This window comes from Desulforamulus reducens MI-1, assembly GCF_000016165.1.
Classification (GTDB): Bacteria; Bacillota; Desulfotomaculia; order Desulfotomaculales; family Desulfotomaculaceae; genus Desulfotomaculum; species Desulfotomaculum reducens.
The window spans coordinates 210430-223433 of sequence record NC_009253.1 but is presented as its reverse complement, the minus strand read 5'-3'; the positions used below and the strand labels follow the sequence as shown (position 1 = coordinate 223433).

The window sequence follows — 13004 nt, the reverse complement described above, 5'->3', positions numbered from 1 at the left end:
TTAGTCCTCGTCATCCAAACTGAAGTCGTCTTCAGCTTCTTCCAGGAAAGTTTCATCAAATTCGTCAGAATTATCTTCAACTTCCTCTTCCTCTTCAATTTCTTCTTTGGAAGAGCTTACCCTTCTTTCTTCGGGTAGTTCAATCCCCAGTTCTTTTGCGGTTTCAGTTATATCCTCTTCAATTTCCTTGATTTCAATTTCCTTCTCATCTTCAGCGAGCACCTTGACGTCTAATCCAAGGGACTGCAGTTCCTTGATTAGTACCTTGAAGGACTCCGGAACCCCTGGTTCAGGTACATTTTCTCCCTTTACAATGGCTTCATAGGTCTTAACCCGACCCACTACATCGTCGGACTTAACGGTAAGAATCTCTTGAAGCGTATAGGCTGCACCGTAAGCCTCCAGCGCCCATACCTCCATCTCACCAAAACGCTGTCCACCAAACTGAGCCTTACCGCCCAGAGGTTGCTGGGTGACCAAAGAGTATGGACCAGTGGACCGGGCGTGAATCTTGTCATCCACCAGGTGGTGCAGTTTTATCATGTAGATATATCCAACGGTGACCCTATTATCAAAGGGTTCCCCGGTTCTACCATCGTAGAGAACAGTTTTTCCGTCTTCGGGTAGTTCAGCACGTCTCAGGGTTTCCCAGATAGATTCTTCAGATGCGCCGTTAAATACCGGTGTTGCTACATTGAACCCTAGTGTTTTAGCAGCCCAACCTAGGTGAGTTTCTAAAACCTGACCGATGTTCATACGGGACGGTACACCCAATGGGTTCAGTACAATTTGTACCGGAGTTCCATCCGCCATAAAGGGCATATCTTCTTCGGGCAAGATCCGAGCCACTACCCCTTTGTTACCGTGACGACCGGCCATTTTGTCACCCTCAGAAATCTTTCTCTTCTGGGCAATGTAACACCGTACTAAATGGTTTACGCCTGGTGGCAGTTCATCGCCATTCTCCCGAGAGAACACCTTAACATCAACAATTTTTCCGGCTTCCCCGTGGGGTACTCTGAGGGAGGTATCTCTTACCTCTCTGGCCTTCTCACCAAAGATCGCCCGGAGCAATCGTTCCTCTGCGGTTAGTTCTGTTTCACCCTTGGGTGTTACTTTTCCTACTAGAATATCACCGGGTCTTACCTCAGCGCCCACCCGGATAATTCCTCTTTCATCCAGATCTTTTAAAATATCTTCGCCCACATTGGGAATATCCCGGGTGATCTCTTCGGGACCAAGTTTGGTATCCCTGGCATCACACTCATATTCTTCTATATGGATCGAGGTGAAAAAATCTTCTTTTACAGCCTTTTCGCTGATCAGAATGGCATCCTCGTAGTTGTTACCTTCCCAGGTCATAAAAGCTACCAGGATATTTCTTCCCAAAGCTAATTCGCCTTGTTCAGTGGCTGGCCCATCCGCAAGGATTTGGCCTTCCTCCACTCTGTCTCCTTTATTGACAATGGGCTTTTGGTTAATGCAGGTACCCTGGTTGGAACGAGTAAACTTTAAGAGTTTATAGGTGTCTGTCCTTCCCTCGTCAGTACGTACAGCAACTTCAGTGGCGGTCACCCGAACAACTTCTCCGCCTCTCTCTGCTACTATACATACACCAGAATCCTTAGCAGCCCTGTGTTCTATACCCGTACCCACCACGGGTGCCTGACACCTGAGCAGAGGTACCGCCTGACGTTGCATGTTTGCGCCCATCAAGGCGCGGTTCGCATCGTCATGTTCCAAGAAGGGAATTAAGGACGTTGCTACGGAAAATACTTGTTTAGGAGATACGTCCATGTATTCTACACGGTCAGTGGGTACCAGAAGGGTATCATGACCCCGGCGGGCATTTACTCTTTCTTCTACAAAATAACCATTTTCGTCAAGAGGAGCGTTAGCCTGGGCTATAATATGGTCTTCTTCTTCATCTGCCGTTAAATAAACAATTTCATCGGTTACACGTTTGTTTTCTTTATCTACTTTACGATAGGGTGCTTCCATAAAGCCAAAGCTATTAATCCTAGCATAGGTAGACAGTGAACCAATCAAACCAATGTTGGGACCTTCCGGTGTCTCAATGGGACACATACGGCCATAGTGAGAGTGGTGAACGTCACGCACTTCGAAGCCCGCACGCTCCCTGGATAACCCCCCAGGACCTAAGGCTGACAGACGTCTTTTGTGGGTTAATTCCGCCAGTGGGTTAGTTTGGTCCATAAACTGAGACAATTGGCTGGAGCCAAAGAACTCTTTAATGGATGCCACAACCGGGCGAATGTTTATTAATACTTGTGGAGTTATTACATCTACATCCTGAATCGTCATTCTTTCCCGGACAACCCGTTCCATACGAGATAAACCAATTCTGAACTGGTTTTGTAACAACTCACCCACGGAACGTAATCGGCGGTTACCTAAGTGGTCAATATCATCCACAATACCTTCACCCTGCATTAAGTTCAAAAGATAACGGAAGGTTGCAATAATATCTTCTTTGGTTAATTCACGGATAAATTCCCGATCCACCGGTACTTCTTTATTTAATAGGCGGTCCCATTCTTTGGGGCCTTCTTCACCGTTGGGATAACGGTAAAGGATGCCGTGCTTTAATTTCTTTTGTAATTTATAACGTCCCACATGGGCAAGGTCATATCGTTTAGGATCAAAGAATAATGTATTTAATAGAGACCTCGCACTTTCTACCGTAGGAGGTTCCCCCGGACGAAGACGCTTATAAATTTCAACCAGTGCTTCTTCCTCAGTGTCTGTGTTATCACGGGTTAGTGTCTCTTGAACAAATTTGTCATTTTCAAACAGTTCCATGATTAAGGCATTTGAGCCATAGCCCAAAGCCCGAATTAACACAGTTGCCGGAATCTTACGGGTGCGGTCAATACGAACGAAAATATGGTCATTGACATCTGTTTCAAATTCTAACCATGCTCCACGGTTAGGAATCATTGTGGTAGCAAATAATCTTTTCCCACTGGGGTCTATTTGGTCAGCAAAATAGACTCCCGGAGAACGTACCAACTGGCTTACAATAACGCGTTCTGCACCGTTAATAATAAAGGTGCCTTTGCTGGTCATTAAAGGAAAGTCTCCCATAAAGACTTCTTGTTCTTTTACTTCCCCTGTTTCCTTATTAATAAGGCGCACCTTAACCCGTAACGGGGCCGCATAAGTTACATCGCGTTCCTTGCACTCTTCTACCGAATATTTCGGTTCTCCCAGAGTGTAGTCCAGGAATTCCAGAATCAGGTTTCCAGTAAAGTCCTGAATAGGAGAGATGTCATGGAATACTTCCCTCAGACCTTCCTGGAGGAACCATTCGTATGAATTTCGCTGAACTTCAATCAGGTTAGGCAAATCCAGGACTTCACGAAGTTTGCCGTAGTTCCACCTCACCCTGTTTCCTACTTTTTCCGGGTAAGCCATCGAACGCATCACACCCCTTAAATATTTAACATCAAACAGTTTATTTATAAAACTTTGCCTTTTAGTCAAAGTATTGAAAACATAGACAACGAAAAGCAAGGTCTTGCCTTTATTAACAATACCTCGCCTTATGCATTATGATCCCTATCTATTTTATTTTTTCCCTTTATGCAGTAAATTATGCACAATTTTTGCCACCTAATCAAATTATTATCTAAGTAAACCATAGAATGACATTTTGTAATGTTAGCACAGGTATTATCTTTTGTCAAGGCTTTATTTTGTCTTAGTTGTCGAATTCTTGGTTGTTGCCAAAAACACAAAAACACTGCTCCTATTGAGCAGTGTTTTTGTGTTTCTAATTACATAGAAATTTTTGAATTACTTAACGTCAACGGTAGCGCCAGCTTCAGTAAGCTTAGCTTTGATGGACTCAGCTTCTTCTTTGGCAATTTTCTCTTTAACAGGCTTGGGAGCGCCATCAACCAGTTCTTTCGCTTCTTTCAGACCCAGACCGGTGATTTCGCGAACAACTTTAATAACGTTGATCTTCTTGTCGCCAGCGGAAGTCAGAATAACATCAAATTCGGTTTTTTCTTCTTCAGCAGCAGCAGCGCCAGCAGCAGGAGCAGCAGCAACAGCTACGGGAGCAGCAGCAGATACACCAAATTCTTCTTCAAAAGCTTTAACTAATTCAGCCAGTTCCAGAACGGTTAGGCCTTTTACAATTTCTAATACTTCAGCAACTTTAGACATAGTAATGAGTAACCTCCTCAAGGTTTATAAAATAATTTTTATGCTTTGCAAATACTTAGGATGCTTGACCTTCTTTTTGCTGACGCACCTGATCCAATACATAAACCAGATTGCGCAGGTTGGCAGCCAGTACGCCGGCAAAACCGTACATAGGAGCTTGCATACCACCCAGTACTTTTGCCAGTAAAACTTCTCTGGAGGGCAGATCCGCCAAAGCTTTAACGCCAGCGGCATCAATAACTTTTCCTTCCAGAATACCAGCCTTGATATCAACCCCTTGCTTTATCTCCTTAGCAAAATCGCTAAGAATTTTTGCAGGAGTCACAGGGTCTTCAATGCCAAAGGCAAATACGGTGGGACCTTCAAGATAGGGTTCCAAACCTTCAATACCAATTTCCTTCGCTGCAATACCAGCGATGGTATTTTTAGCTACCTTCATTTCACTGCCAGCTTTACGCAGGCGCGCACGCAGGTCTGTAATTTTAGCAACAGGCACACCCCGGAAATCTGCCAGGATGGTTACTTGAGCGTTAGACATTTTTTCTTTAACTTCGCCTAACATGACTGTTTTTTGAGCTTTTGTAGTCGGCAAGAGATACACCTCCTTCCGATGAAATAAAAATAAATGCGGAGATTTGGCATAGACAAATACCGAAATCTCCGCAATCTTAGTAAGCTTGCAGTTAAGAACCCGGTCTCGGCTGGTGGTTTGTACCATTATGTCCCAGAGGACGCCAACTGTCTACGACTGGAAAACCTCTTCAGTTGTAGTTAACCGGGTAAAAGGTTCCTAGAGTTTGTTCGGGTTAATCCGAACTCCAGGTCCCATGGTTGAAGACACCGTAATGGTCTTCATGTAAGTTCCTTTGGCAGAAGCGGGCTTAATACGAACCAAGGTATCAGCCAATGTCTTGAAGTTTTCAGCTAATTTTTGTGTGTCAAAGGAAGCCTTACCAATAGGTGCATGGATAATACCTACTTTATCAGTACGGTAGGTAATTTTACCACCCTTGGCATCTCTAACTGCATCCCCAACTTCAAAGGTAACGGTACCAGTTTTGGGGTTTGGCATTAAGCCACGGGGGCCAAGTACACGACCCAAGCGACCAACGGTACCCATCATATCTGGGGTTGCAATGGCTACGTCAAAGCCGAGCCAGCCACCTTGAATTTTTTCTAACATATCTTCTGCACCTACAAAATCAGCGCCTGCAGCTTCAGCTTCTTTTGCTTTATCACCCTTAGCAAAAACCAAAACAGTTTTGGTTTTACCAGTGCCATGGGGCAACACAACTGCACCCCTCAGTTGCTGATCTGCGTGACGGGGATCAACCCCCAGACGGAAAGCAACTTCTACGGTTTCGTCAAACTTGGCCGTAGCAGTTTTTTTAACCATTTCCAATGCCTCAAGGGGTTCATAAAGCGTGTTCTTATCGAACTGCTTTCTAGCCTCTTGTAGCTTCTTGCCTTCCTTCGGCATGCAAGTTCCCTCCTTCGTGGTACTAGCGGACTACATCCTCCCACCGGATGAAGTTATCCTTCTACAATTTCAATGCCCATACTGCGGGCAGTTCCTTCTACCATACGCATTGCAGCTTCTACACTGGCAGCGTTTAGGTCAGGCATTTTTAATTCTGCAATTTCTCTAACTTTAGAGCGGTCGAGCTTACCCACTTTTTTCTTGTTAGGTTCACCAGAAGCGGTCTCAATACCTAGAGCCTTCTTCAGCAATACTGCTGCAGGAGGGGTTTTAGTAACAAAGGTAAAGGACCGGTCTTCATATACTGTAATTTCAACCGGAATAATCAAGCCTGCCTGGGCGGCAGTGACTTCATTATATTGTTTAACAAACCCCATGATATTAACCCCATGTTGACCCAAAGCAGGTCCCACTGGGGGTGCTGGGGTGGCTTTACCGGCCGGAATTTGCAATTTAATAATGGCAGCTACCTTTTTGGCCATATCCAGTCCACCTCCTTACAACCTACAAGCTTAACTTAACTTTTCAATCTGTGTGAAATCGAGTTCGATGGGAGTTTCACGTCCAAACATGGATACCATAACTTTAACTTTACCCTTATCAGGGTAAATTTCTTCTATTACGCCAACAAAATTCTCAAAGGGCCCATCTGTTACCTTGACGTTTTCGCCAAGGACAACATCTATCTTGGCCTTTGGTTCCTCGATGCCCATTTGTTTAATGATTGTCTTGGCTTCCTCCTCATCCAGAGGGATGGGCTTGGAACCAGTACCAACAAAACCCGTGACACCCGGTGTATTGCGGACAACATACCAGGAATCGTCGGTCATAATCATTTCAACCAGCACATAGCCCGGAAATACTTTTTTCTTTGAAACTTTTTTCTTGCCATTTTTTATTTCCACTTCATCTTCCATGGGTACAAGAATACGAAAGATTTTGTCCTCCATATTCATTGATTCTATTCGCCTCTCCAAGTTAGCCTTGACCTTGTTCTCATACCCGGAGTAAGTATGCACAACATACCACTGTTTACTCATCAACAGAAGGAACTCCTTTACCTAGAGGAGCTCCCCACCCCCTCGCTTGACATTTAGGATAATATGGCCGAAACGCCTAAGCTGAGAAGCGAATCCAGCACCCAGATCACTGCAGCAACCACAGCGACAGAAGCAAGCACTACCGCAGTATAGGTGACAACTTCCTTACGGGTGGGCCAGTGTACCTTTTTTAGTTCGTTCTGAACCCCACGAAGATACTTGCTTACGCTGCCAGCACGTTCCGAAACCGAAGGCTTTTGTACCTTAGCAGATTCTTTTTTAGCCACAGCTTTCGCAGCATCCTTTGGGGCCGCATCCTTTTTATTCTCGGCCCCGCTGGCTTCTTTGGTTGCCGTTCTTTCCTTGGCAGCGCTTGCCTTTTTAAAATCTTTTTTTTGCACAGCCATCGAAAAACGCCACATCCTTGTTAGTTTCTTTTCACCAGTAGTGCCTCAAATAAAACCCCAGTATGTGAATGCGGCATCTTGCAATGCTTGGGGTTAAAGCTGGGTTATACTATCTGGTTTCCTTATGAACGGTGTGTGTATGACACCACTTGCAATATTTTTTCAGTTCGATCCGATTAGGATCGTTCTTTTTATTTTTGGCAGTGGTGTAGTTGCGCCGTTTACATTCGGTGCAAGCCAGAGTTACGCCTACTCGCACTGTTGCCACCTCCCTAAAACGAAAAAAGACTTGGACCGATATTGTCTCGTAATATACCTTAACAAATTTAACACAAGTGTTGTTGGATGTCAATACTTATCCTGTGGCAACAACCCATATTCGTATTTTGTCTCATGAATTGGATTTATATACCATTTGTATTAGCAGCCCTCTGCTTTCAGCCATCAGTCTTTAGCTGTAACTGTTAGTTTTGTATTCTCAATGGCCTTGAGCTATGGGCCATAGTACCCCGAATGAAAACATGCTAAAAAACTCACGGCTCATGGCTCAAAGCCAACTCGACAAACTCTTAGGCTGTAGCCGAAGGCTACAAGCTGATGGCTAAAAGGGGGGAGTAGGACGAACCCACTCCCCTTAAAAGAACCTATAAATTATTCTCTAATACCAGTTACAACACCGGCACCAACGGTACGGCCACCCTCACGAATAGCGAAGCGAAGACCTTCTTCAATAGCGATGGGGGTGATAAGATCTACATCTACTTTAATGTTGTCGCCAGGCATTACCATTTCTACACCTTCAGGCAGTTGTACGATACCGGTAACGTCGGTGGTACGGAAGTAGAACTGAGGACGGTAACCGTTGAAGAAAGGAGTATGACGGCCACCTTCTTCTTTAGTCAGAACGTATACTTCAGCACTGTACTTGGTGTGGGGGTTAATGCTGCCGGGTTTAGCTAATACTTGACCGCGTTCGATTTCTTTACGGTCTACACCTCGCAACAGAGCACCAATGTTGTCACCAGCTTGTGCAAAGTCCAGCAGCTTACGGAACATTTCTACACCGGTTACAACGGTCTTACGAGGCTTTTCGTTCAGACCAACGATTTCTACTTCGTCTTGTACTTTTACTTGACCACGCTCTACACGACCAGTAGCAACGGTACCACGACCAGTGATGGAGAACACGTCTTCCACAGGCATCAGGAATGGCTTATCTACAGCACGCTCAGGGGTAGGAATGTAGGCGTCTACATTGTCCATTAACTCCCAGATTTTGCCACACCACTCGCACTCGCGCTTACCGCAGCCACATTCCAGAGCTTTTAGACCAGAGCCAGCTACGATGGGAGTGTCATCGCCAGGAAACTCATAGGAGTTCAGCAGTTCGCGAACTTCCATGTCTACCAGTTCGAGCAGTTCTTCATCGTCAACCATGTCAGACTTGTTCAGGAATACTACGATATAAGGAACGCCTACCTGACGGGACAGCAGAATGTGCTCACGGGTTTGAGGCATCGGGCCGTCAGCGGCGGATACAACTAGGATAGCACCGTCCATCTGAGCAGCACCGGTGATCATGTTCTTAACATAGTCAGCGTGACCGGGGCAGTCAACGTGTGCATAGTGACGGTTTGCGGTTTCATATTCTACGTGGGCGGTGTTAATGGTGATGCCGCGCTCACGCTCTTCAGGGGCGTTGTCAATTTCATCATAACGCTTAACAGAGGCACCGCCAGAAGTAGACAGAACTACGGTAATGGCAGCAGTCAGGGTGGTTTTGCCATGGTCAACGTGACCAATGGTACCAATGTTTACGTGGGGTTTCGTACGTTCGTATTTAGCCTTAGCCATGTTTCAATTCTCCTCCTCCATTGTTCAGGACTTTTTGCCAGAGATTTCATCCATCCCTAAAGTTATTTCCAAAATTATGCTCTTTTTATACCTTTTACACTAAACCGATACAAACCATTTGCTATTTTCGATAAGAATCCCTAAAATCCTTCTTTTTATCAAAAAAGAATACCTACATTAAAAGGATCTTATTTTTCTGATACAGCAAAGAATCAAGGAATTCTACGCCAGACTTTTAATGGCAACAGACATCCTTAGATGACCTTATATATAACAGAAAGCTCGACGCATTTTGGTATGTAAAAAAGCCAGTCCCACAGACTGACTTATAACTGGTAGCGGTGACTGGATTTGAACCAGTGACACCACGGGTATGAACCGTGTGCTCTGACCATCTGAGCTACACCGCCACTTCATATGGAGCTGCTAACCGGGATTGAACCGGTGACCTTATCCTTACCAAGGATACGCTCTACCTACTGAGCTATAGCAGCATTTGGTTGCGGGAGGAGGACTTGAACCTCCGACCTTCGGGTTATGAGCCCGACGAGCTACCAACTGCTCTATCCCGCGTCAGTATTGATTATCTTATCATATATAATTCACATGCACAACATATATTTGATAAGGTTTTTGTAAATGGTGGAGGGAGAAGGATTCGAACCTTCGAAGGCAATCGCCGGCAGATTTACAGTCTGCTCCCTTTGGCCGCTCGGGAACCCCTCCATATTTTCTTGGAGCCGACGATGGGACTCGAACCCGCAACCTGCTGATTACAAGTCAGCTGCTCTACCAATTGAGCTACGCCGGCACCGAACATTGACTATGATACCAGATGCGCTTTGTCGTGTCAATACCTTAATGCATGCAATCTTTGGAAAAATAACAGTTTTTTTACAACATTTTTTACTAATTTGATGAAGGTAAAATCGATATCGTGTAGAATTTTATCACATTAGAAGTTATTAAGCTGACTGATCAGTTAAACTTCACGCTTTTCAAGATATCTTTCTAGTTTGCGTTTTACCCTCTGAAGAGCATTATCGATGGACTTAACATGACGGTTTAAGTCTTCAGCGATTTCCTGATAGGATTTACCTTCCAAGTAAGACATGAGGACTTTCCACTCAAGGGAACTTAATATTTCGCCCATTTTTTCTTCGATGTCATCAAATTCTTCCCTGCTGATAATTAGTTCCTCAGGGTCTGTGATTTTGGAACCAGATATAACATCCAAGAGGGTACGGTCTGAATCCTCATCATAGATTGGTTTGTTTAATGAAACATAAGAATTCAAAGGAATATGTTTTTGTCTGGTGGCTGTCTTAATGGCGGTTATAATCTGCCTAGTAATGCATAATTCTGCAAAGGCGCGAAATGATGATAACTTGTCCAACCTAAAGTCCCGGATGGCTTTATAAAGACCAATCATGCCTTCTTGGATGATGTCTTCTCTATCCGCTCCGATAAGGAAGTATGAGCGAGCTTTAGCACGCACAAAGTTCTTATATTTGTTAATTAAGTACTCCAGCGCTGCGTTGTCGCCTTCTCGCGCAAATTCAACGACATCTTCATCCACCATTATCTCATATCCGCCGGAAACTTCCCTTTGTGCATTAGGATTCAAAACTATCGCCCCCGCTTTCTTAGCTCTAGGAAACCGCGCAAATCAGATAAAGCAATCAGAAATTCCCTACCAAACGGAAACCCGGGGTCTGATTTACCATTATATCATTAGTCAATTAACCTGCTATAATTACAAGACTAATTATAGCTTATCCTAAAAAGACTCGTCAAGGTAAAATAAATCCCGCCCAGGTGGACCTTAGTTTTTTCTACGACGCCATTTTTCTAGTATTATCCTGATGTCATTAGGTAATTTGTCTTCCAGATAACCCTCTGTGGGGTTTGGTTTATTATAGTCCTCCCGCCCTCGCTTATTGGTCTTTAGTACCTGAGTCCGAAATTCCTTAGGTGTTAGGCGGTAAGCACCCCTGCCAAAAATTACTTTTTGTTCATCCCAGTCCGAAGTAACTACATAGACATTCCCTTGCTTCCCTAAATCCCCCACAATTCTTTCAATTAATGAATCGGCCGTTTCCCCTTCCTGGGTATAATACACTTCTATGCCATGAATTATTTCGTGGTGGCCCATGCCGCTTTTGACTAGGTGAGCATCAAAGACCACAGTTACAGAACTGCCATCAAGCCCGGCAAAGTTGGCAAGGATATCGATAAGCCGATCTCTGCAATGGTCTAATCCAGTCCCAATCATGTTTTCATATTCCGGCCAAGCGTGAATAATGTTATATCCGTCCACCACATAAAAATCTCGCATGGTAAACCTACCTTCTCTGGCGCACCACCTCATATACAAGCAATGCAGCTGCCACAGAGGCGTTAAGTGATCCAACACGACCCGCCATTGGCAAACGCACCAACATGTCGCACCGCTCTTTTATTAACCTGCCAAGACCCTTGCCCTCTCCTCCAATAACCAGCAACAGAGGCCCTGTTAGTTTGGCATCCCAGTAAATCTCCGAACCGTCCATGTCGGCACCCACAACCCAAAGCCCTTCGTCCTTTAACTGTCGAATGGTTTGATCCAAATTGGTAACCCGGGCCACAGGTACATATTCCACTGCACCAGCCGAAGCCTTTGCAACGGTTGAGGTTAGGGCTACGGACCTCCTCTGGGGAATAATCACGCCATGGGCCCCTGCTGCATCTGCGGTCCTCATTATAGCGCCCAGGTTATGTGGATCATTTATTTCATCCAACATAATGATAAAAGGGTCTTGGCCCTTAGCCCTGGCAATCTCCAATAGTTCTTCTAACTCCACATATTGCTTTGCCGCTGCATAGGCAATAACTCCTTGGTGTGGCACGCCTGGGTTCATTTTGTCTAAGTGACTCCGCTCCACCATTTGCAGGGGTATATTATTTTGTTTGGCCAGTTTTACTATTTCTGCCAAAGGACCGGTGCCGGCGCCCTTTGCCATCACTACTTTATTAATGGGTCGCCCTGCACGGAGAGCCTCCCGCACCGGGTTTCTGCCGGCAATCATTTCATTCATGCTAGTGCCTCCATTGGTTGGGAATAAGCTTTACTTTAGAGTACTTTTTAGCCAGAAGGTTACGGCCAGTCCACCCAGGGCCGCAACCATACCTAGTTTGAGTAGAATTTTTTTACGGCTAACAACACCTACGACTCCTAGAATCATAGCTATGCCCCAAAGGGCAAGGATAACAAAGGGGCTTATCATCGGTTCACTCTCCGTTATGAGTCTACTCCATATTTTTTCCGTATTTCCATTCTCTTACCACAGCTCATTTTTCCTTCGGGACAGGGCCCCACCAGGCATTCTGGTCCTGCATCTGCAAAGAGCAACGGAGCCACTTCTTTGGCCAGCCTAAGCATTTCATCCGCCAGTGCCCGAATTTCCCACTGGGCCCTCTGACAACAGCGAAGGCTAAAAAAGTGTCTTAGTTCACGAGCATTCATGGTAACTACGATCTTAGTTTCTGCAGCATTAGGTAGAACAAACCGGGCGTCTTCATAAGCTCCCCGTCCACTTCCCAGTTTTTCTACCCATCTGTCATACCAGGCTTGAATCTGGGCCATTTGTTCTTCAAATTCTGCTACGGCTTCTGGCCCTAAACCCAAAATAGTTTCAGGAATGATATAACCAAAGGTTCCTTCATTATTCTGACTGCGGGTTTCACCTACATATCGTTGGGACTGTACACTGAAGCTGGCGATTCTATGTCTGGTTATCTGGGCTAACAAACTCCGGGATACCCCTTCAATCCCAAAGGTAAAGGTAACATGTTCTATGGTACTATAGTGACCCAAATCCATTAGCTTTTTTATAAAGGAATGTTGGTCGGTGGTGGAAACATTCTCGGCTAAACTGTCAATATCAGATGGAGAGTAACATAGCCTAGCCGCCATGGCCACAACCTTTTCTGGATTTGGGGTGTGCTCCAGCAGTCGTACTTTTAAAGATGCTTTACCCACATTTCTTC

General features: G+C 45.0%; 14 protein-coding genes and 5 tRNA genes. All 19 read right to left on the bottom strand.

Annotated elements, in window-relative coordinates:
- On the bottom strand, window positions 1–3438 hold the full coding sequence (gene rpoB, locus DRED_RS01140; protein ID WP_011876597.1) for a DNA-directed RNA polymerase subunit beta: 3438 nt from the start codon (window positions 3436–3438) through the stop codon (window positions 1–3).
- A 381-nt stretch (window positions 3439–3819) separates the two neighbouring features.
- Complete coding sequence (gene rplL / locus DRED_RS01135; RefSeq protein WP_011876596.1) at window positions 3820–4194, bottom strand: 50S ribosomal protein L7/L12; 375 nt, start codon at window positions 4192–4194, stop codon at window positions 3820–3822.
- Between the two features lie 55 nt (window positions 4195–4249).
- Entirely contained in the window at window positions 4250–4786 is a 537-nt protein-coding gene (rplJ, locus tag DRED_RS01130) for a 50S ribosomal protein L10 (protein ID WP_041274366.1), read from the bottom strand.
- 198 nt (window positions 4787–4984) lie between these two features.
- Window positions 4985–5674 carry a 50S ribosomal protein L1 gene (gene rplA, locus DRED_RS01125; RefSeq protein WP_011876594.1) on the bottom strand — a complete coding sequence of 230 codons (690 nt, stop codon included), beginning with the start codon at window positions 5672–5674 and terminating at the stop codon, window positions 4985–4987.
- 53 nt (window positions 5675–5727) lie between these two features.
- Window positions 5728–6156, bottom strand: coding sequence for a 50S ribosomal protein L11 (gene rplK, locus DRED_RS01120; RefSeq protein ID WP_011876593.1), 429 nt, complete (start codon window positions 6154–6156; stop codon window positions 5728–5730).
- Window positions 6157–6186: 30 nt separating this feature from the next.
- Window positions 6187–6714, bottom strand: coding sequence for a transcription termination/antitermination protein NusG (gene nusG, locus DRED_RS01115; protein ID WP_011876592.1), 528 nt, complete (start codon window positions 6712–6714; stop codon window positions 6187–6189).
- Window positions 6715–6767: 53 nt separating this feature from the next.
- Window positions 6768–7121, bottom strand: coding sequence for a preprotein translocase subunit SecE (secE, locus tag DRED_RS01110; protein WP_049755826.1), 354 nt, complete (start codon window positions 7119–7121; stop codon window positions 6768–6770).
- Between the two features lie 109 nt (window positions 7122–7230).
- Window positions 7231–7380 (bottom strand): 50S ribosomal protein L33, encoded by a 150-nt coding sequence (rpmG, locus tag DRED_RS18100; protein WP_011876590.1) that lies wholly within the window; start codon window positions 7378–7380, stop codon window positions 7231–7233.
- Window positions 7381–7772: 392 nt separating this feature from the next.
- Window positions 7773–8975 carry an elongation factor Tu gene (tuf, locus tag DRED_RS01105; protein WP_011876589.1) on the bottom strand — a complete coding sequence of 401 codons (1203 nt, stop codon included), beginning with the start codon at window positions 8973–8975 and terminating at the stop codon, window positions 7773–7775.
- Window positions 8976–9308: 333 nt separating this feature from the next.
- Window positions 9309–9385: transfer RNA gene (locus DRED_RS01100), tRNA-Met, on the bottom strand.
- An 8-nt stretch (window positions 9386–9393) separates the two neighbouring features.
- Window positions 9394–9469 (bottom strand) — tRNA-Thr (locus DRED_RS01095).
- A gap of 3 nt (window positions 9470–9472) precedes the next feature.
- A tRNA-Met gene (locus DRED_RS01090) sits at window positions 9473–9548 on the bottom strand.
- Between the two features lie 67 nt (window positions 9549–9615).
- Window positions 9616–9701, bottom strand: a tRNA-Tyr gene (locus DRED_RS01085).
- A 9-nt stretch (window positions 9702–9710) separates the two neighbouring features.
- Window positions 9711–9786: transfer RNA gene (locus DRED_RS01080), tRNA-Thr, on the bottom strand.
- A gap of 171 nt (window positions 9787–9957) precedes the next feature.
- Window positions 9958–10602, bottom strand: a complete 645-nt coding sequence (gene sigH, locus DRED_RS01075) for an RNA polymerase sporulation sigma factor SigH (protein WP_011876588.1) — start codon at window positions 10600–10602, stop codon at window positions 9958–9960.
- Window positions 10603–10800: 198 nt separating this feature from the next.
- The gene (locus tag DRED_RS01070) at window positions 10801–11313 is read right to left on the bottom strand and encodes an NYN domain-containing protein (RefSeq protein WP_011876587.1); all 513 of its coding nucleotides are present in this window, start codon (window positions 11311–11313) and stop codon (window positions 10801–10803) included.
- Between the two features lie 7 nt (window positions 11314–11320).
- On the bottom strand, window positions 11321–12052 hold the full coding sequence (rlmB, locus tag DRED_RS01065) for a 23S rRNA (guanosine(2251)-2'-O)-methyltransferase RlmB (protein WP_011876586.1): 732 nt from the start codon (window positions 12050–12052) through the stop codon (window positions 11321–11323).
- A 30-nt stretch (window positions 12053–12082) separates the two neighbouring features.
- Window positions 12083–12241 carry a hypothetical protein gene (locus DRED_RS01060; protein WP_041274365.1) on the bottom strand — a complete coding sequence of 53 codons (159 nt, stop codon included), beginning with the start codon at window positions 12239–12241 and terminating at the stop codon, window positions 12083–12085.
- A gap of 14 nt (window positions 12242–12255) precedes the next feature.
- Window positions 12256–12996 carry an FAD-dependent thymidylate synthase gene (thyX, locus tag DRED_RS01055; RefSeq protein ID WP_011876585.1) on the bottom strand — a complete coding sequence of 247 codons (741 nt, stop codon included), beginning with the start codon at window positions 12994–12996 and terminating at the stop codon, window positions 12256–12258.
- Window positions 12997–13004 lie beyond the last annotated feature (8 nt).